The 21,719-nt window shown below is 39.0% G+C and carries 14 protein-coding genes; 3 read left to right on the top strand and 11 right to left on the bottom strand.

Annotation, left to right across the window (positions count from 1 at the left end):
- The first annotated feature begins 31 nt into the window (after nucleotides 1–31).
- Together FRX97_RS10305 and FRX97_RS10300 are read left to right on the top strand one after the other, a co-directional pair.
- A complete protein-coding gene (locus tag FRX97_RS10305; RefSeq protein ID WP_147015131.1) occupies nucleotides 32–1,024 on the top strand; it encodes a PorP/SprF family type IX secretion system membrane protein in 993 nt (330 codons plus the stop codon).
- A 29-nt stretch (nucleotides 1,025–1,053) separates the two neighbouring features.
- Nucleotides 1,054–2,373, top strand: coding sequence for an OmpA family protein (locus FRX97_RS10300; RefSeq protein WP_147015130.1), 1,320 nt, complete (start codon nucleotides 1,054–1,056; stop codon nucleotides 2,371–2,373).
- A 76-nt stretch (nucleotides 2,374–2,449) separates the two neighbouring features.
- Here FRX97_RS10300 and FRX97_RS10295 read toward each other — a convergent pair whose 3' ends face one another.
- The 5 genes from FRX97_RS10295 to FRX97_RS10275 form a co-directional block, all read right to left on the bottom strand.
- On the bottom strand, nucleotides 2,450–3,274 hold the full coding sequence (locus tag FRX97_RS10295; RefSeq protein WP_147015129.1) for a purine-nucleoside phosphorylase: 825 nt from the start codon (nucleotides 3,272–3,274) through the stop codon (nucleotides 2,450–2,452).
- A 10-nt stretch (nucleotides 3,275–3,284) separates the two neighbouring features.
- Entirely contained in the window at nucleotides 3,285–3,869 is a 585-nt protein-coding gene (locus tag FRX97_RS10290) for a TIGR04282 family arsenosugar biosynthesis glycosyltransferase (RefSeq protein ID WP_147015128.1), read from the bottom strand.
- 54 nt (nucleotides 3,870–3,923) lie between these two features.
- Nucleotides 3,924–4,427, bottom strand: a complete 504-nt coding sequence (locus FRX97_RS10285; RefSeq protein ID WP_147015127.1) for a sigma-70 family RNA polymerase sigma factor — start codon at nucleotides 4,425–4,427, stop codon at nucleotides 3,924–3,926.
- Between the two features lie 121 nt (nucleotides 4,428–4,548).
- Nucleotides 4,549–5,439 carry a MerR family transcriptional regulator gene (locus FRX97_RS10280; protein WP_147015126.1) on the bottom strand — a complete coding sequence of 297 codons (891 nt, stop codon included), beginning with the start codon at nucleotides 5,437–5,439 and terminating at the stop codon, nucleotides 4,549–4,551.
- A 47-nt stretch (nucleotides 5,440–5,486) separates the two neighbouring features.
- A complete protein-coding gene (locus tag FRX97_RS10275) occupies nucleotides 5,487–7,166 on the bottom strand; it encodes an RluA family pseudouridine synthase (protein ID WP_147015125.1) in 1,680 nt (559 codons plus the stop codon).
- A 75-nt stretch (nucleotides 7,167–7,241) separates the two neighbouring features.
- Between FRX97_RS10275 and FRX97_RS10270 the strand changes: the two genes are divergently transcribed.
- The gene (locus tag FRX97_RS10270; RefSeq protein ID WP_147015124.1) at nucleotides 7,242–8,375 is read left to right on the top strand and encodes a cytochrome-c peroxidase; all 1,134 of its coding nucleotides are present in this window, start codon (nucleotides 7,242–7,244) and stop codon (nucleotides 8,373–8,375) included.
- Here FRX97_RS10270 and FRX97_RS10265 read toward each other — a convergent pair.
- From FRX97_RS10265 to FRX97_RS10240, 6 genes are all read right to left on the bottom strand, one after another.
- Entirely contained in the window at nucleotides 8,372–8,944 is a 573-nt protein-coding gene (locus tag FRX97_RS10265) for a hypothetical protein (protein ID WP_147015123.1), read from the bottom strand. The two genes, FRX97_RS10270 and FRX97_RS10265, sit on opposite strands and share 4 nt — an antisense overlap.
- Nucleotides 8,945–9,401: 457 nt before the next feature.
- Complete coding sequence (locus tag FRX97_RS10260; RefSeq protein ID WP_147015122.1) at nucleotides 9,402–11,858, bottom strand: TonB-dependent receptor plug domain-containing protein; 2,457 nt, start codon at nucleotides 11,856–11,858, stop codon at nucleotides 9,402–9,404.
- 3 nt (nucleotides 11,859–11,861) lie between these two features.
- Complete coding sequence (locus FRX97_RS10255) at nucleotides 11,862–12,740, bottom strand: FecR family protein (protein ID WP_147015121.1); 879 nt, start codon at nucleotides 12,738–12,740, stop codon at nucleotides 11,862–11,864.
- Entirely contained in the window at nucleotides 12,721–13,218 is a 498-nt protein-coding gene (locus FRX97_RS10250; protein WP_170227104.1) for an RNA polymerase sigma factor, read from the bottom strand. Before FRX97_RS10250 ends, FRX97_RS10255 begins: the two co-directional genes overlap by 20 nt.
- 53 nt (nucleotides 13,219–13,271) lie before the next feature.
- Entirely contained in the window at nucleotides 13,272–14,135 is an 864-nt protein-coding gene (locus FRX97_RS10245) for a hypothetical protein (protein ID WP_147015119.1), read from the bottom strand.
- A gap of 385 nt (nucleotides 14,136–14,520) precedes the next feature.
- Nucleotides 14,521–21,636 (bottom strand): PKD domain-containing protein, encoded by a 7,116-nt coding sequence (locus FRX97_RS10240; RefSeq protein WP_147015118.1) that lies wholly within the window; start codon nucleotides 21,634–21,636, stop codon nucleotides 14,521–14,523.
- Between the last annotated feature and the right edge of the window lie 83 nt (nucleotides 21,637–21,719).

Genomic DNA, 21,719 nt, shown 5'->3' with positions numbered 1-21,719 from the left:
TCTGAACTAAGGATATTTAAAGCCAAAAGCGATGAAAAAATTATTAACCATAAGCGCAGTTCTGTTTTCAGCATTGGTGTTTGGACAGCAAGAATTCCAAACGACCCAATATCAACAGAACATGTACCTGCTGAACCCAGCGGCCGCAGGTATTAAAGATTACGTAGATGTAAACCTTGGTTTTAGACAACAGTGGACCGGTATTAGCGGTGCGCCTAAAACCTACTTTATCTCTGCAAATTCACTATTAGGGAAAAAGAGCATCGGTGGAAACGAGCTCTTCTCTCTAAGAATTTCTGACCCAAGTGTTACCCTTAAAGAGGGTAACACAACGGTGAAAGAAGTAGATAGAAAATTGCGTCATGCTTTAGGAGGTTATTTTATGGCCGACGAAGCAGGTGCTTTCAAAAACCATATTGGTGCTATTTCTTACGCTATTCACTTACCAATTAGCGACCAAACCACTTTATCTTTTGGTTTACAAGCCAAAATTAGAAATATGGTTTTTGACGCTTCTTCGGTAAATTTCTCTGGTAAAGATCAAAACCAAACCTTCCAAGATTTCCAAAGCAATAGCAACAACAACACCTTTTTGGATGCTGGAACAGGTCTTTTCTTATACCACAACAACTTCTTTGCGGGATATTCTATCCAAAACCTATTCAACAACGAATTGGCTTTTGGAGATGCAACTACTCAAGCTAGATTAAAAGGACACCACTACTTAACTGGGGGATACAGATTTAACCTAAGCGACAAAGTTGGATTTACTCCATCTGCTTTGTTGAGAATGACAAGCGGTGCACCAATGTCTTTAGACCTTACAGGACGTGTTGATATCAACAACAAATTCTGGGGTGCCTTAACAGTTCGTCCTCAAGACGCAGTTGCTATCATGGCTGGATTTGGAATTGCCAAAAATCTAAACATCGGGTACTCATATGATATCACTACTTCTACCCTTAACAACGGAAGTAACGGATCTCATGAGTTTGTATTGAACATCATGTTAGATAAAAACTAATTCTATATCCCATCACTAAAACCCAAGGAATGAAAAATTTAAAATCTAGCATATTAGGATTAGGAATCGTTGCAATGACGATTCCTAACATCCAAGCGCAAGAAACTAAGGAGGTTTTTACAGAACCTGTTAAGTTATCTTCTGCTGTTAACTCTAAACAACACGACGAGTCTTATCCCCTACTATCTCCAGATGGTAAAACTCTTTACTACGTAAGAACCTACACTGATAATGATGGTGCTTACGTAAAAGGAGACCAAAACATTATGGTTTCCAACTGGGAAAACAACAACTGGAGCTTAGGATCTGATGACCTACCTAATTTAAACAACGAGTTTAACAACGCCGTTGTAGGTATTAGCAAAAGTGGAGATCACCTGTTCTTATTAAACCAATACCCAAGCAATCCAAAGAAAACTGCAAAAGGTATTTCAGAAGCATCCAAAGATGGAAAGACTTGGGGTACTCCATTTACCATTAATGTTCCTGGTGTAAAATTCGAAGGTGATCACTACGGTGCATATATGCACAGAGATGAGCGCGTGATTATTTTTACCGCCAACATTAAAGACAGAGGTATGGGCCATGAGGATTTATACGTGTCTTTAAAAGATGAAGATGGTAACTGGTCTGCTCCTAAGCACATGGGCTACAACATCAACACTGCTACTCCGGATTTTGCTCCATTCTTATCTCATGACAAGAAGTATCTTTATTTCTCTTCTTTCGGTCACGATGGTCTAGGTTCATCTGACATCTATGTTTCTGAAAGATTAGACGATACTTACCTAAGATGGTCTAAGCCTAAAAATTTAGGTGCTCCGGTTAATACTGAGCATTTTGATGGATACTTAACCATTAATGAGAAAAAAGAAATCCTTTTCTCTTCTAACAGAGATAAAGGTACTTACTCTGATATCTATAGCAGCAAAATCGAAACTGTTGTGGTTGAGCCACCAGTAGATCCAAGAAAAGAAGCAGAGCTTGCTATTATCGAGCTCAAAAGCAAAATGGATCTAAAGCTTATCTACTTCGAAACAGATAAGGCTCAGATTAGAGAAAACGATGCTAAAATTCTTAATGCAGTTAAAGCGTTAATGACTAAATACGATATGGTAGGTGTTACTGTATCTGGTCATACTGATGCTAGAGCGTCTGAGGCCTACAACATGGCTTTGTCTGAAAGACGTGCTAATGCCGCTATGGAATACTTAGTAAAAAATGGTATCTCTAGAGATAGAATTAAAGTTGAATTCTTCGGTGAGAGTCGTCCTGTTGAAACAAACAGTACTCCAGAAGGTAGATACCTAAACCGTAGAGTTGAGTTGAAATTATTCCTTATGCCATAAGGAATTACAATACACAGAATAAAAAAAGAGGTGCAAATTGCACCTCTTTTTTTTGTCGAAAGGTTTTTTAACCCTCTTAAAGCTCCTCGATAAGCCCCAAGAAAAGTTTACTCAGTACTTTCTCAGCTTTTCCTGCAACCGCAATTATATCCGCAATATCCACAGCCGCTAGATTATCGGGATCGCATTCATCGGTTAACACCGAAACCGCAGCGACTTCCATTCCGGCATGATTGGCTGCAATAACTTCAGGAACGGTGCTCATCCCAACGGCATCAGCTCCTATCCTACCCAAATATCTATATTCTGCCCGAGTTTCTAAATTGGGACCATCTACAGCGACATAAACACCAGTTTTAACCAAATCAGAAACACCCTCTCGCACCGCTATTTGGTGAATTTTCTCCTGTAAATTTCTGGAGTAAGGTTGAGACATATCTGGAAAACGAGGTCCAATCTCTTCGAAGTTTTCTCCTCTTAATGGATTTCCAGATTGAAGATTGATATGGTCGTCTATTACCATAAGATTTCCCTTTGAGAAATCTAAATTAACCGCACCGGCAGCGTTACTAATTAATAGTTTTGTTACCCCTAGTTTGCGCATTACACGTACCGGAAATACTACCTCCTCCATGCTGTAGCCTTCATAATAATGGAAGCGACCATTCATGATCAACATCTCCTTACCATTGTGCTTGGCATGAATCAATTTCCCCTTGTGAAATTCCACAGTGGAAACTGGAAAATGGGGGATATCGGAGTAGGAAATTTCATTGATGATTTCCACGTGCTCCAATAGGTTACCCAAGCCCGTGCCTAGAATTATTCCAACACCAACTTTTGGGACTTGCTTTCCTTCTAAAAAGGAAACCGCCTCATTAATTTTTTCTAATACGTTCATTTAAAATAAGTTACTCCATTGGTAAATCATAGATGTTATCCACATCGGATAACTTTTGAAGCAATTTAACCGATAAGGATAGCTTCTCGCACTTTTTAACCGTTTGTTCGAGCACTACATCTGTGCTCCACTCTACATTCTCGAATAGTTCTGGATGAAAATCATTCGTACCTAAAAGATAGTATCCTCCATCTTTAGCGGGTCCTATAACTACGTCGTTGTTTTTTAACTCCTGATACGCATTTTCGATAATTCCTGGTTTTAAATCCCAGCAATCGGTACCAATGATAATAAAGGAATTGTAGCCCTTTCTATTGAAAGAGTTAAAGGCATTTTTCATGCGCTCCCCAAGTCCATCACCCTGTTGCACAGCGAACTCAAATTCTTCCCTACCAAAGGCCGGAGGATGCATTGGCGCGGCGTTAGACCAAAAGACAGTCTTCTCAGCACATAATCCTTGCACTGCTGCCTCTGTGCGCTTCATTAATTTTATATACCACTCTAAGGCTTCACTCTGTCCTAAATCTTGAGCTAACCTCGTTTTAACTTTTCCCAGTTCTGGGTTTTTTGCGAAAATTATAAGTGCTCTCCTCATACAAAAAAAGGTAACCGATTTGGGTTACCTTGTGCATAAAATTACAAAAGAAATTTATCTATACGCAACTAGTTGTGCTTGTATTTTCTTTCTGGCTTTAAATATCCTGCTTTTCACCGTTCCTATTGGGATATTTAACTCCTCTGCAATCTCTTCGTACTTGTATCCAGTAAAGAACATTTCAAAGGGTATCCGCAGCGAATCGTCCACCTGATTGATGGCATTTTTAATCTCGCCCATGTTTACCTCGTGGTCGGCCTCCAGCGGACTAGACCCAATACTTGAGTCTATGTAAAAGCTATTGTCTGTACCATCGGAAAAGGTTTTTCGGTTCTTCTCCTTTCGGTAATTATTTATGAAAGTGTTTCGGAGTATTGTGTATAGCCAGGCTTTTATATTGGTACCCGCACGGTAAGAATTGCGATTCTTGATGGCTTTTAAGTTGGTATCCTGTACCAAATCCTCAGCCTTCACTTCGTCTCGAGTGATTTTTAATGCCTGTATCTTAAGGAAATGCTGTAACTCCAAAATCTGGTGGGTAAATTCAAGCTCTGACATTTTGTTTAATTTTCTTACACAAATATTAAACAAAATAACATTGAATCCAAGTCAAAATGAGACAGCAAGAGTGTTAAAAAGCCTAAACCCCTTGCTATTACTAACCTTCCTGTTGTTTAAATTATTTTAATTTTTCTTCAACAAAACTGTAGAGCGTGCCCATTTCCTTAAAACTATCGCCTATTTCGCTTAGGCTAAACTCATCTTCGGCTGAGTTCGCAATAAGAAACTGAGTGTTGAATTCTGTAATCTCTTGCTTCACCAAATCAATTTTATCCACCACCTCTTGGGCCACTGCAGCGGAGGTTATAGCCATTACTACATAGTTTGGCTGAATGCGTTTTATGGCATTTGCAAGATTTAAAAGAGGAACGGATTGCCCTAGGAAGATTACTTCAAATCCTTTTGAGACCAATTTGTAATTGAGATACTGAAGCGAAAGTTCATGCCATTCCCCATCTGGAAGTATTAATAAGAATTTTTCTTTACGGTAGGGCTTTACACTATGCTCTACATCGCTGATGGCCGAAATCAACCGGTTTTTTACCACTGTAGTCATAAAATGCTCGTGACAAGGATCTATCATTCCCGTTTGCCACAGTGTTCCAATTTGGCAAACAAATGGAAAAACCAGTTCTTCCATCGTTTTTTCCCAACCGTGCTGAGATTGATAATCATCGATTGCGTTTTCAACTACTTTTTTATCGAATGACAACATTCCCATTTTAAGGGAATCAGAGAAAGAACAATCTCCTCTGTTGTGTTTATCCTTAGATCGAACAAGTTTTGCAATTTCCTCTTCAGACAAACTAGCCAGCTTACTAATCTTATATCCATTCTGGTTAAGGAAAGAGATGTTGAGTAAGGTTTTTAAATCCCTAGAATCGTAGTAGCGAATATTGGTTGCAGTTCTTTTGGGCTCAACAATTTTGTAGCGTTGCTCCCATATCCTAATGGTGTGCGCCTTTATACCTGTGTAGGCCTCAACTTCTTTAATTGAAAACTTATTCATGCTTAAGAAATTGAAACCATTTTCTCCACGTTTTGTTCCATCGTCTTCTAAAAGGGTACCGGAGCCATAAAATTAACTAATTCTCTACTTGTTGGGTGAACGAAACTTATAGTATGAGCATGCAGATACAGTCGCTCCCCCCTTTTTCCGTATAAATCATCTCCTTTTATAGGATGCCCCAACCCATCGTTATGTGCACAATGTACCCGAAGTTGATGGGTGCGCCCCGTTACTGGTTTTAGGGCCAATCGCGTTATATTTTTATTTCTTTCTAGCACTTGCCACAGCGTTCGAGCTGATTTTCCGGTTTCAAAACAAACTTTTTGCCTAGGCCTATCCGTAACGTTTCCTACTAGGGGTAAATTAATTTCCCCCTCATCTTCCGCTACTTTTCCTACTACTAAGGCTTGATAGGATTTATCCATGGTGCGCTGGATAAATTGTTTTTGGATAAACTCATGGGCCTTTTTATTCTTTGCAAGAACCATGAGCCCAGATGTAGACATATCCAGCCTATGAATAATCCATGGGGTATCTAAATCTGGGTACCAACTTTTAACTCGGTTATAAACAGAGTCTCTTTCTATTTTACCAGGAACGGCTAGAAATTCAGCCGGTTTATCGACCACTAAAATATCTTCATCCTCAAACAAAATGGGTAAATCTACCTCGGTGTCATCGGTTTGTTTCATGGGATTTTCATCCACTTTCAACCCGGCTAACATATGCCCTAAAATGGGTTCACACTTTCCTTTACATGAGGGATAATAATTGCCATGCTGTCTTATTTCAGAGGCTGGACTCTTCCCCCACCAAAACTCGGCCATACACAAAGGGGTATAGCCATTCTCGAATGCAAATTGAAGCAGTTTAGGTGCGGCACAATCTCCAGCTCCAGAGGGTGGAATTTTAAACGCCGTTTCACTGAAGATGTCCCCAACATTTCTACGCTCCCCCTTAGCATTTAAAAAATCGAACTGGTTGAATAACCAAGCCTGAAGATGCATAGATAAATTGGTGCGTTCCTCCTTTTTGGCTTGCAATTCTGCTTTGGCTTTTATCAAATGCTCTTCCGCTTCCTTAATCTTATACTCGTAATATTTCTTGGCCTTCTTAAGGGTAAAATGCTGTTCCTTAGAGGCTTTTGCCAGCTCCTCCTCTATCCTTTTTGCTATTTCTGGAGTCTGATTTTTAAGCTCAATCCTTTTTTGATCCCTTTCCTTTTTAGCCGCTTTAATTTCCTTTTTCAAACGCTTAAGATCAAGTTCTGCCTCCTGCTTAACAGATTCTAATTCTTGCTTTGCAATAGAGATTTCGCTAGCCCCTTCTAAATGTTCAATTTCTGTGGTTATAGCCGAAACAGCTTTCATTCCGTTGTGGAAGTAGCTGTCCTGTTCGTACATATCGAAAATAGGAGGCACAAAATTATGATGCCTGCTCTGTGCACCGAGCTGACCTGAAAATGCCGCTAAAAAACCAATTTCATTATCCGGATTTCGAACTACAAGCACGCCGAACATTTTACCAAATCCCATGCTGTTTACTCCAATACCAAAATCGTAGGGAATATCGTTTTCAGATGCCAAAAATGTCTTAAGCTGGTCGACCGCTAACACGGATAACGGGTGGGGTGAGTAATTAAAAGGGAAGGTGAATTTTTGTGGAATTTCGATTTCCTCTTCGTTAAATTCTAATTTATGAAATAGCTCACCCTTTTTCCCCAGCATTATAGCCCCATTAATATTTCGCAAAAATAGTTCCTTTAATTCCTTTGTAATAATTTTAGGTCGTCAATTGGTAAAATGAAAGGTCTTCTTCTTTATTTATTTCTTGGATTTACCTTTGCTGCCTGTACGGTTTGTACGGAACCAGTCCCAGCTAGTGAAGTACCCCAGGAATTGCGCATCCCAGCCGAGCCCTACAATTACCAGCAATTAGCCTTTCACGAGGCATACCAGGATAATTTCACCCAGGTTCAAGACAACGAAAGTGCCGAAAATGTAATTAGTAACTGGGGAGCTACATTAGGAAGGGTACTTTTTTACGATAAAAAACTATCAAAAAACAATAGAATTTCCTGTGCCAGCTGCCACATACAAGCACATGGATTTAGTGACACAGCAAGATTTAGCACGGGTTTCGAAGGAGGAAAAACTACGCGCCATAGCATGTCATTAATCAACGCTCGGTATTATGCGTCGGGGCGCTTTTTTTGGGATGAGAGAGCGGCAACTTTAGAAGAACAAGTCCTTATGCCCATACAAGACAAGGTAGAGATGGGCATGCCTCTGGACAGTTTGGAATTAAAATTGGCTAAAACCAGCTACTACCCGTGGTTATTTAAAAAGGCTTTTGGATCGGATAGCATCCACGCTACCCTAATTGCTAAAGCACTAGCCCAATTTGTTAGATCCATTGTAAGTTCCGATACCAAATATCACGCTGCAAAGGGAAATAGAGACCCCAAAAGTCCTTTTCCTGGTTTTACATTTCAAGAAAATTTGGGCAAAGAGATATTTTTTGGTTCCAAGAAAGTAAACTGCTCCTCTTGCCATATTACCAACGCTTTTGTTGCTGCCAACCCAAGAAATAACGGCGTTAGAAACGGGGATTTTGGCACCTACCAAACCAGTGGAAACCCCCAAGATGTTGGAGCATTTAAAAGCACCACCTTGGTAGATATTGCCAGTAGAGGCCCCTATATGCACGATGGTTCTATGGCCACCTTAGAAGAGGTTATAGAACATTATAATTCTGGACTTACCAACGGAGATGGCAACCTAGATCGACATATTGTGGATGAAAATGGAGAAGGCTTTAAAATGAACATGAACAAGGAGGAAAAGGAGGCCCTTCTTGCTTTTCTAAAAACCCTAAGTTCAGAAAACATCAGATCTCACGAAGCCTATTCTAATCCATTCATTACAACTAATTAGAGAAATTCGTATCGTACAAAAAGGCCAGGATTGAATGATGATTGCAGCTTGGTAACGCCAATCCAATTATGATCTAACCCAAATCCATATTGCCAGTCGCCCTTTTTTCTACCGAGCTTTAAACGTTGTTTTAAAATATTCACTCCAGTATTTATTGGAACCAGGTTTACCATTTCGAATTGCAAAAAACCAACTAGCCGATTTGAGACTTGCGGAAACCATCGATACACCAGAAAATTATCGATAAGTGGCTGGGTGTAGATATCATAAGTGGCTATGATTAAAAAGAAGTGTTTTTCGGCAATATGTAACCATTGAAGTCCCGTTTTAAGAGTAAACCCAAAATTATCTACCTGAGCTTGTAGAACGGGGTTTAAATTTCCACTCCATTTTAAATTGTATGATAGAATGTTAAGGCTTAGAAAAAAAGGAGAATTCTGCTCGTTATTAAAACTTGGAAATTCAACCCTATTTCTGGTAAACAAGCCCAGTTGTGAATTCTCCCCAGATTTCATTTTCAAAGGCTTAGCAAAGAGTACATCGAAACTTGCATTTTCTGTACCTATCATGTGTTCAAAGGGCACTTGGGCCTGCAATGAAAATGCCAGATAAAAACAAGTAAGAAAACTAAATAACCTCACCAAGACAACCATCTGCTAAAGTTATCCATTATTCTACGGCAATGGTTCCATTTCGATGAGCGGGGTGAAATAGTGTAACAAGATAACAATGTGAAAATGTAGAAATGGTAAAGTGGGATAATTTGTCACTTCTGAGGTTGGATTGCAAATCCAACGGGACGACCGTTGGGGTTTGGGTGAAGTAGTTCTGGTATGAATGGACGGAAGTAAGGGATAGAATTCGTAGACTAAAAATACCGCATGGCGTTGCGGGATTTGTAATCACGCCGAGAGAGTTGGGTTAATTAAGCAATGTGGAAATGGAGTAATGTAGGGATTCATCAATGTGTAAACCAAAAATGAAACAAAGCTAATTAGCGAATTGGCTGATTGGCCCACCCGGCTTTTAAAAACTAAGATTTAAATACAGAGTTGGAGTGAAGGGAATTCCCAAAGTATTTACCCTATCGCCATCTGGAAAATTTACCGACTGGTTAAGCCGTATGTTTTCCTTATTGAAAAGGTTTAAAATGGAAAATCCTAGGTCTAAATGACAGGTTTCATCCATTAGATTATACTCTGCCGCCACATCTGTTCGGTGGTATGGAGTAGTGCTGTTTATATCTGCACTTAACCCACTACCCTGAAATCCAGAGCCGTAAACATGTACGACGTTAGCTTTAAACTTCTGAAAATTAACACTATAGGAAAATTTAACTTCATGACCTTGATGCTGTGCAGCTAACACGTAATCATCGGTATTAAACTTTTCCTGTATGCGACCTACAGAATAAGACCATAAAAAGTTATGTTGCTTTAATTTTTTCCTCAGCATTACATCCAAGCCGTATGCCTCGCCGTTGCCCAATTGAAATTTATCCCCCAAACTTTGTGCTAAATAAACGCGCTGAAGGTTGCTTAAATACTTGTAGTAACCTTCAACATTGAGTTCCCATGCACTATGGGTCCATAAAAATCCAGCGGTGCTTTGATTAGATTTTAGAGGTAATCTGCGTTGATCATCTGCCACACTCCAGATAGACCCGAGGTTTCCACGGCCATCTATGGTGGTTGTTTTAAATAAAAACTGATTATATCTGCCCCAGGATGCATACATCTTCCAACTTGGGTTTAGATAATGCTGTATAGCCAGTCGGGGTTGTAGGTAATTGCTAGCTAATTGATCTACAACATCCACCCGTAGTCCAGGTGTAAAAATGGTCTTTTTACCAATCTGGATTCTATCCTCACCAAAAAAGGAAACCCGCGCTAGGCTATTATCAAAGCTTTGAACACGTTCGTTTAAAATGTTGTTTAGACTGGTACTAGAATGGGTATAACTCACACCTAGACTAACAGCGTGAGCGTTTTGCTGTACAAATTGATGGCTAAATTTAGCTACGGTTTCTTCCACGCCATTTTTCCAGGAGGAACTACTGAGCTGCTCCGTATTATTTTTAAAATCTACCGTATAGCTATTTAAAACCTCTGGGAGAAAACTTGAAAAAGCTATGCTCACAGAAGAAATCCCCTGCTGCCAAGCTCCGCTGGTGTAATTAAAAGAGTATCCCTTTTGGGTGGATAGAGCTTCCAAATTTCTGAAGACCTGATTTCTGCGTTTCGGTCCCAATAATTTTGCCTCGTATTTATCGGTAGTCTGCAAACTATTAAAGCTAATCCTATCACCAGAATTCAGGCGCACGGATAATTTGGCATTCCATTCTTCGAAATCATAGCTTGGCAAGAGCAAGTCTTTTTCTTCGCCTGGACTGGATGATAAGTCCCAAAAATCGAAGTATGTCTTTCGTCCGGCTAACTGGAAATTTACGTGATCTTTTACCAGTGGAATGTTTAGGTATCCACCCGCCAAGTGATTGGTAACATTGAGTTTTGCCTCGGTACGGTTAAAACTTCCCTCCCTACCCGTTATAGTAATTAAATTCTCAACTCGATCTCCGGTTAAAGAAGAGAAATTGCTTTTATTAAGTTCTAAATGCTTCACTAAATATGGGTTTACAGTACCTATATCGTTGTTTATACCCGTTGCATTAAACAGGGTAATTCCATCAAAAAGCACCTGATTATTTCCCGAAAAAGATCCTCGAATTACATAATCACCGATGCTTTCTCCACTTGCCATTACCCCAGGATACAGCCGTAAATTGTTAAAAATTAAGTTATTGGATTGTCCGGCTACGAAGGTGTTTCCTATATCCGAAAACTGGATTGAACCTGGTTCTGAAGCAACATTTCCCTCGGTTGGGCTTACGCCATTTAAAACCTCAACTTCCTGTAGTTGCAAAATTTCTGGTTTAAGTTCTAGGGACAAAAATCCACCACTGGCAATTAGCGTATCACTTAATTTATATCCCAAGGAATGCACCATTAACTGCTCCTTTCTATTTCCGGTAACAAAAGAGAAACGACCATTTTCGTCGCTTAATACCCGCTTATTTCCGCATTGAATAACCGAATAAGGCAATACTTCTCCATTTTTCGGTTCACGGATTACTCCATGATATAGAAATTCCTGCTGAATTTGATTCTCTCCTATCCCCGCAAATGGCTCAGATGCTTGCGGATTTTGAGTAATCACAAAAACGGTTCCTACCTTATCCAGCTTTAGTCCACACAACTTAGCTAAATGCGCTACAGCCTCTGAAATATTTGAGAAATTTTGATTGACCGATACCCTACAAGCATCAGATAGTTCAGCATTAATAGAAAGTTCAAAATTGTAACGATCACTAAGCTCCAGTAACACCTCGTTTAATACCTCCTTATCATAATTAAGTGCAACAGTATTTTGCGCACTTAAAAAGGCACTTAATTGGAGAAGTAAAATCAGGAGCGCGGTTCGCATAATCTAATCCCCACTAGAAATTACAAAACGGTTGTTATCGCTGGTATTAAATTTTAAGTTAAAGCTTTTACATACCACCGTTAAAGCATCTTCTTTACTCAGCGACCTAGAAAAAACTCCGGTGTAATAGTTGTTGTAAATTTCTTTAGATCCTACCAAAATTTTCACACCGTAATAATTTTCAAAATCCTTAAACACCTTTCCTAGTGGAGTGGTATTGTATGAAAACCGATTTTGTTTCCAGCTTAAAACGGCTACCTCATCTGCCTTTTTCACCTTTATCTCCTTTCCTGGTTGGATATCTACCAATTCGCCAGGCGTGATTTGTTTTTCCGTCCCCTGGGTATTTTTCACAGCCACTTTTCCAGTAGAGCAATAAACTTGATAGCCATTGTTGCGAGAGAAAATGTTGAAAGAAGTTCCCAACACCCTTGTTGATCCCAAACTAGAACTAACCTCGAAATTCTTACCCTTTTTCACCTGAAAAAAGCCCTCGCCCTCCAGCTTTAATTCTCTGGAAAAATTCCACCAGTATGGAAAATAAGTAAGTTTAGAATTAGCATTAAGCACTACTGAGGATCCATCGGGCAAATCCACTGTTTTGGATTCAGCAAACTGGGTAGTAACCACTTTCGTGGATAAGCGCATAAATAAAAACGCCCCTATTAGTGCCGCTACACTAGCAGCAGCAACGTACCTAAAGTAAAGAGGAATTACCTTGCCTATAAAAGATTTAGATTTTGTTTCAATTCCATTGGAAAAAAGGTCCTTTTCCAAATCGGCCCATACCGCTTCCTTACTCCTACTGTAGCGAGTTTCTACCTTAGAAAAAAGCTTTTTTTCCTCTGGACTAGGTGTGTTATCAGGATGATTGGACGACATGATGTAATGCTTTTCTTAATTCTTGTAAGGCTCCGTTCATTCGCTTTTCCACGGCTTTCACAGATAGGTTTAAACAAGCCGCTATCTCCTTGTAACTCATTTCCTCCTGGCGACTCATTAAATAAACGGCCCTTCGTTTTTCCGATAGTTTCCCAAGGGCTAGTTCATAGACTTTTTTTAGTTCTTTAAGGTCCATGGCTTCTTCAGTTGAATTGGGGTTTTCGGACTTTAAATGCAGTTGATATTCCTGTTGTTTGTTTTGCTTCCGGTATTCCGAAATCCAGGTTTCTTTAGCAATTTTATAAACCAAACTTCGGGTTGCGTCTCCTTGAAACTCCAATTGCTTCTCCCATATTTTAACAAAAGTCGACTGCACTATATCCGTGGCAAGATCGGGATCTTTGCACCGGAAACAGATGTAGTTTCTAACTTCTTCGAACCACTGGTCGAAACAATATTTAAATTCTTGTTGGGTCAATGTGCTTGAAAGATAAAGCGGTACACTAAAGTGCACCGCATATCCAATTAAAATCAGTCTTTTTTACAAGCTTCCATAGCAGCTTCGAACTCTTCGACATTATTTATTACGCGGGTAGATCCGTCTCTAAATTTAATAGTAACTGGAAACTGCACTTTCCCCCTTCCATCAATATCTGGATTGTTTTTATGCCATTCGTGTACCAATCTCCAATCCTTTCTTTCGGTTAACTCTATCAGCGTTTCTCCATCGGGCATTAGCAAGGTAAAGGGATACACCTTTTTAAAACAAAGCAGGGGTTTGATGGCATCGCGACAAGCGTCTTTGGCTTCTTCCAACTGATCCTGATCTGTGATGGTCACAACGGAATCCTTGTAGACAATCTCAAGTGGAAATACAAACTCTGGACGATCCGTTAGGTCTGGATTGGATTTATAGTAATGCTTCACTTTTCGCCAGTCAGCTGGACTCGCTAATGTAACTTCACCGGTATCTGGAAGAATTATTTCTAAAGGATAAACAAAACGGAAACATTCTTTAAGACGCTTGCGAATAAATCTTCCTTTTCTTTTTTTCTTCCCCCTTAATTCGCGACCGTCTTCGGAAAAGTACGTAGTTCCTTGGTCGCCAATATAAGCTCCTTCTGCTCTAGTTAAACTTACCTCATACCCGATCCCATTAGCCTGCAAAGCTTCGGTTACCACATCCCCGTCGTAATCGTTTTCAATTATGTTTAAAGACAAGGCTGGAAGATCCGCTTCGGTGATGGCGCTCTTTTCTGCACTCTGAATGGCAGCTATAAGTTCATCATCTGAATTAATTTGGGAAACTGAGTTGTGGTCTTTCTTACAAGCGAAGAACACCGTTGCTGCGATAATTAACATCGCAAACCTGGATAATAATTTTGAAGTTTTCATGACTTTTCGTTTTAGCGTTTGGTTATATACCGCACGAAAAAGCCATTACCCTACCTTGATTGAAAAATTTTAATGATGTACCGATGAAACTGTGAAAGGATTGAGCAATGGAACAATTTGGAAATGTGGAAATTGAGGCGCTGCCCGGGTAGGTTGACGATGTGCTCCAAATAATTAAGTTGGTAGGGCATTGCATCTGAGGTTGGATTGCAAATCCAATGGGGCGTCCGTTGGAGTTTGGTTGGAGTAGTTCTGGCATGAAGATGGGATTGATTTGCATGGCAAATCATCCTTAATGGGGAGACGCTCCTAAATACACCTATCCCACAAGCGTAAAATGCGAAGAAAACAACAGGTTCGAAACTAATAATTATATTTTAACCTCTTATCCAAACACTATGATTACACCTTTTCTGAAGAAGACCTCTTTAGACGTTCCGTTGAGAAACTTAATGATATAAACATAGGTTCCTTTAGGGACTTTCTGGCCATTCATTTTACCATCCCACCCTTTTTCTGGGTCGTTTGAAGAAAAGATTTTAACCCCCATTCTACTCCAAATCTCAAGAGTATATTGAATTGGGACAATACCAGAAAAAATCGGTACAAACACATCATTTACGCCATCTCCATCGGGAGTAAAGCTATTAGGTATAAGGACATCAGATAAAACATCTTGCAAATAAAGATCCATGCAGTACTCATCAACACAACCAAGGGTTGTACTGACCTCCAAACAAGCCCTTGCAGCAAATGATTCATCAATGGAAAGACTTATTGTATCGGGATTAAATCCAAAGTACGCTTCTGCTGATCCACCAAAATCCCACAAGTAAGCATCTCCATTAATACTTAAGTTTTCAAAGGTGAAATTATACCCTAAGTCTACTTTGGTCTCTTTGTAAACGAATAATGCGGTTGGTTGGATTCTGTAAATAATAGAATCCTGAAACAGTCCAATGCACCCGTCATTATTGACTTCCAACTCAAAATTATATGCACCAAATACAGGAGCTGAAACTAAAAATTTATTGGTCGAGTTTTCTAATGAAATATCCAAACTGTCAGAAGTACCTGAAGAAATTCTTATCTCTGAACTGGTAGATTTTACTTCTACCGAAACCTCTTTTTTGCCACAGGTAGGGTTTTCAAAAACAATATCAACAATGGGTTTAGATTTCCCCTTAACATCTGAATCCAATACGCTACTACAGCCATTTTTGTCAGTAACCGTTACCCTGTATGTGCCAGAAGCTATTCCTGCATTTACTTTACCACTAACATTATTAGACCAGTTAAAGGTTAAATTTCCAGTTCCACCTTTTGCGGTAGCTGATAAATATCCTCCCTTTTCACCTATACAAGTATTTACGATAGAGTCTATTTCCAATTCTATTTCTGGTGGAGCTACCAGATTAAAGTCAATGGAATCTACACATCCTAACTCCGTAATTATTTTTACGGATCCCAAACCCGCAGGTAAATCTATTCTACTAGAATCAGTAGTACTCTCCCCATCAGACCATTCGAACTGAGCATTCCCTATGGTTCCTGTAGTACCCACTTTTATTTGTCCTGTGCTTTCATTGGCACAAAGTGGGTTTAATTGAGCATCGAGAAATAAGCTAAACAGAGGCGCGCTTTCAATTTCAAAGTCTAGGATACTAATACACCCCTTTGCATCTACTACTTCTATTTCTCCCACCCCGGGCCAAATACTAGTGACAGAAACATCATTGCCAGTAATATTAACCTGAGACTCTGGAATTAAAATGCTGTTTACACGTGCTTTCACTTCAAAAGGCGCTGTTCCACCCTCAATCTTCAATTCTATTAGACCATTTTTATAATCTTCACAAGTTTCATGGACTACATTCTCCAAAATCAGATTTAATTTTTGGGGCTGCCCCACAACAATAGGTTCTATTACTTTACACCGTGGCAGATCAGCATAACTTAAATCAAGGTTATAAATACCGGCCCTTAATCCTTGAATCGCACTTCCAACTGCTGTAAATTCCGTACTATCTGTCAAAGTCCAATTAAAAGCCGCCTCCAAATCAAGACCTAGTGACGTTTCTACCTCAATGCTGCCGTTAAAAAGACCAAAACAAGTTACATCAACAAGGTCCGTCGAAATTACTTGAGGTAATGGAAGTATTTCAGTAGAGTCTTTGATTTCTTGGTAACAAGTTCCTTCTAATAAGGAGAAATAAAATGTTCCAGGTGGCTTTTGATTTTCCAAAGAGAAATTGTTTGCCTTATTTAGGGCAATCTTTTCTTGCATCCCACTTTCATATTGGTAGGTTAATTCGAATTCATAACTATCCTCCTCAAAGAAGAAATGAATGGAATCTGAGGATACACAAGCAAGAGAATCAAGCTCAAAATTAAAGGTTTCTCCAAGTACATTAACTCCAACAGTGTCCCTTGCAATGGGGCATACACCATTGGCAATACTAAGAACATAAGTAGAAGTGTCTATTGGGACATCTACCCAGGAATTTTGAGTTTCCTCAAGAACATCAAAACTTTCTGTACCAACCGATTTTTGCCATGACAAAAACTCTCCCTCATAACTTGCTGAAACCACTATAGTATCTGGGGAGCAAAGCGCGCTATGGGAGACATCAAGATCAAGAATGGATGCTCGTTTATCAGGTTTGTCGATAGTAAAGTTGGAATAGGACACGCAAATATCATTTACCAATTTTGCTCTTGCTGCTACAGATATATTCTGAAGGACAATTTCTACAGGATTTACCTTGTTATTTAGAGATTCAAAATCAGAAATCAATGGATTAAACACTTCCCAATCCACTAGGGAACCCGTAAATTCTTTTAAAAGAAGGAAAACTGTATCACCCTCACAATAGGCTTCCTTATCTGAGGAAATAATGCCGGGGTCAGGATACTCTAAAACATCTATAGAAATTTCATTACTCACTGGGGCATTGGGACCAGAATATGCTCTCAAACGGAAAGTACCCGACTGTGTTGGCTGAATGGTAAAATTAGTAGAAGGGATTTCATAAAATTCTTCAAAGGTGGAACCTCCATCCATTTTATATTCTAGATATATTGGCGATAAGGAAGACTGACATTCAATTGTTATCTCATCCCCAATGCAAATTTTATTCTTATCAATCACCAATATTGGAGGCTCTTCATGTTCTGCACAATCTTCAAATTTCACGTATGATACTCGACTTGTATCTTTACATGATGGAAAAAATTGGTGTTTTACAATGGCTCTATAGCTTCCGGTCTCGGTAACAGATAAAGTAGAACTGGAGCTTTTGTAGTTCCAGCTATTATTATCTTCTTTATACCATGTGTTGGAAAAACCCTGTAAACCAAGCAGGGGAAGCGAATTTTCATCGCAAGCTTCAAAACAACCACTCATAACTAGTTCCGCGTTAGGCATGGGGTATACCTGAAGGTGTTTACTTGTAGTTTTACTGCATCCAAATTCATTGGTTACCGTTACGAAATGAGTTCCGCCTTCAGCTGTATTTAAAAAACTACTTCTAGAAGCATTGGTATTCCAATAATAACTTAGATTCTCCTCATCGGTATCCACCTCTAATTTTGCCTTTCTACCCTCACAAATGTCAAAACCAACATCACTTACTAATTCAACATTTCCAATTTGGTGTTTTTCTACATTAAATGGTTTTGAAGTACCCTCACAACCGGTGATATCATCGGTTTGGGCAACTACAAAATCACCCTCTTTATCTGAATATATGGTATTTCTTAAAGAAGTTTGACCAACTCCGTCTACCTTCCATGCATATGAATGGTCCCTAACAAAGTCTACACTGACCCCATTTACATTATTACAAAACCCTGGAGCGGACGGGGAAAAAATAACAGGTTTCGGTCTTAAATTTACCCCCACCTCTATGGGGTCAGGTATTTGTAAACACCCAAAATCATCAATTAAGGTTACACCATATTTACCTTCGTTTTTTGCGTAAATCGATTTAGTCGTTTTAAGATTTGACCATTCAAATTGCACACCATTGGGTGCAGATAAGTGTGCTGAATCTCCTTCACAAATTGGTACGGCATCTAATACAGATATTGAAACATTTTGTGGAGAATTCACATTTACAGTTAATGTTTTTTGATTACTACAACCTTTTTCGTCTATTGCACTTAGGGTAATGTTATTAGTACCCACATTTTTAAAAGTGAATATAAATTCATCGAAATTTGACACAACAGTACCATCAAAATCAAATTCATGGTAAATCGATGTGTTAAGTGTAGGTGTGGGAACTAAAATACTAATGGGTGTGTTTATACATAAAGGACCTGCTAGATCAAAATCGACAATCGGTTCAGTAACTGTTATTACCTGAGACGATGTTTGGCTACATTCAGAATTACTAACCCTAAGGCTTACTGTATATGATCCTGCGGAACTGAATCTATGACTTGGAGTTTTAGAATTGGAAAAATTATTAGAGCCCGAGGAAGGGTCTCCAAAGTTCCATTCCCAATTGGTCACATCATTACCTGGAATCCAAGAGGAAGTTTCCTCAAAATATATTTCCCTTCCGTCACATTTATTGGGGACAAAAAAATCAGCGTTTAAGGGTAAAATAAAAGCTTTTGTTTCGCTATAGGAACAATTTGTTGGGTCACCGTTTTCATCCACTCCGGGCAAGTTACCTAGTAAAGTTGCCAAATATTCACCAGCATCCATTTTGTATTCATGCACAACGACCTCTCCTGGTGAAGTAAAGTTATAGCTATCACCGTCTCCAAATTGTAATCTTAAATTACTAGCATTTGAAGAAGATGTGTTTGTGAATGTAATTTCATTACAATTTTGTGACATGGTAAAAGACACCTCACCACTGGACTGAAAACAGTTAGGTGGTACTTGATTGCAAGTACTTTGGAATACAGAAAAATCTCGGGAGTTTTGGCACCCATAATTATTTGAAACCAAAACATTATATTCCCCAGTACTATTCACATTCAAAGTGTGATTTTTAGCACCGGGAATAGTTGTACCATTTTTGCTCCATTGATAATTGTACTGTACAGCATCTAGGGTAAATAAATCTATATCAACAGCATCACCTTGACAAACTTTTCGCCAGGAAGGGCCACCTATAACCCTAGGTATAGGGTTTGGTTCAGCTTCAAACAACTTACTACCCTTACACCCTACATTATCAATATAGTTAAGAACAATTGCCCCTTTTTGACTGATATTAAAGCTATTGTTTGTGCTCACTAAGTCGCCATTAAACTCCCAGGAAATTACATTACTTGCATTTGTGGTAACGCTTGAAGAGCTACCAACACAAAAGGGTTGAGAAATATTAATTTCAACTGGTGATGCTGCCTTAATGCTAATAGGTTTACTTATTGTTTGCATTGTATTTCCACAAGCTTCAACTTCTAGTTTTACTGTTGCACTTCCAGCATAGTCGTTAAATTGAATTTTGGGCTTTTGAGTATACTGCCCAGAAACTATTACACCTGCTTTCTCAGGAATTATTGTCCATTTAAAATCACCGTCGAATTCAGTTATACTTTCACCATCAATCAGAGCTTCCAGTGCTAGATCAGAATATGTACAGAAGCTACTTTCCATAGAAAAGTCTATATCCAGTCCACCAAAAACTGAAACCTCCTTCTCACTGGTATCCCCAGGACACATAAGAAAATTTCTATTAATTAAGCTTGCTGATAAAATACCATTGGGATCGGTCCATTCAACATCAACGTAATTTCCTGAGCGCACTTTAATGCTTCCTCCTTCAATCCTCCAGTTAACTCTATAACTATTTAAATCAAAGAAGTTTGTTTCGTACCTATATGGTTTACCTATGCAGATGAGGCTATCACCAGTTATAAAATCAACGGGAGGCGCAGCCTTGGTTACTGAAATTACTTGTTGCTTAGTCGACTTACAAAATTGGGGGTCGGTATTTTCGTAGGTAACAATTGCTCTATTCCCAAAACCTGCTTTTATAGTTAACTCGTCAGATTCAATATTTTCTATACTGGCACCCACAACGGACCATTTACCACTGTTGGAGTTACCAGAATAAGCTTTACCCGTCTCCCCTGCACAGAGGTTAGTGGGAGCTGATAAAAAATGTTGTGGTTTTACATTAACCTGTAATTCAGAATTACCTGAGCAATTTAAAGTTGGATTGAAATAAGATAACTTTACTTTTCTAGAACCAACCCCATACCAATTAACAACTATGTTCGATAAATTGGATTGCGAAATAATTTCACCACTGCCCTCTATAGACCAATTATACTGCACCCCTGGAATGGGATCAATATGGTACGTATAATTCCCATATGCACATGGTTCAACCTCGCCTTTGATTGATATAGCATCCGTAATTATGGGCACTTTGACAATAGCCTTATCTGGACATAAGTTTCCTTCACAGTCAGCAACTTCCAACTCCAATATACCAGTTGTTACCTGTTGGTCCCAGCCAACCTCTATCGTTTTTGTTCCTTGACCTTTTTTGATGGTCCCTCCTATTACATTCCAAGAAAAAAAAGCGCAGGCCTCAGAGGTATTATATAATACTTCAGCACCAAAACAGGCAGGTCCAACACAATTAATAGTGGGAGCAATTTTATCACTTATGGTAACCGGTTTAATTACCGAATCAGCACAGTTATACTCATTGTATGCTAATAATTTTACCAAGTACTCCCCTGGGCTACCATATGCGTGAACCGGGTTAGTCTCAGTTGAGATAATTCCATCCCCGAAGTCCCACAAAAACTTCTTTGCCTCTTGGGTTGTATTTTGGAAATAAACATCCCCCCCTATACAACTATTATTCGCTTCGAAATTTGGTGCTGGCTTTTCAAATACTGAAATACAAATTTCAGTGGAATCTTTACATCCGAATTCATTCGTTAAAAATAATTGCAAATTTGTGTTTGTACCAGATTCCCAATCTACGGTAACAGCGTTCTGGCTATTTTCACCTATCAATTGTCCTCCATTCGAAACCCATTGATGCCCACTACCAGATGGAAACTGAGACCTATAATTTGCTGGTATATTTTCACAAACAGGACTACAGGTAAAAATTGTTGTTGAATCCTGGAAAGGAATTGTATCGATCTGCGAAATGTCATCAAAATTATCTTCAGAGTAGAAAATATCACCTAGTTCATCAATAATTACGGCTTTAGGATTAGGGTTAATGGTAATTTCGATTTTACTGGTAACCCTCTCTCCATTGGCATAGGTCCCCTTTAGCACAACTTCTCCATTCCCACTTCTTCCCCAAAATACTTCTATAGAATCATTAACTTGCGTGAAATAATTGCTTCCAAAAATCACCCATTCAACCTCAACAAAATCTTGGTCAGCCCTATACATAGCCCGTACTCCTTCACAGACTTCCTTTTTCCCAATAATTTCTACAACCCCTTGCCCAGCTACATTAATTGTTAATACAGAAAGGAGTAAAAAATATATGTATCTCATTTATTTCAAATTACTCAGACCACTGAATTCAATAGACCACGCAGAATTCAAAAGCAAACTAATAATAGTTAAATTTTAACAAA

This window comes from Luteibaculum oceani, assembly GCF_007995015.1.
In the GTDB taxonomy this organism is placed as follows: Bacteria; Bacteroidota; Bacteroidia; order Flavobacteriales_D; family Luteibaculaceae; genus Luteibaculum; species Luteibaculum oceani.
This window is presented reverse-complemented; position numbering and strand designations above follow the sequence as displayed.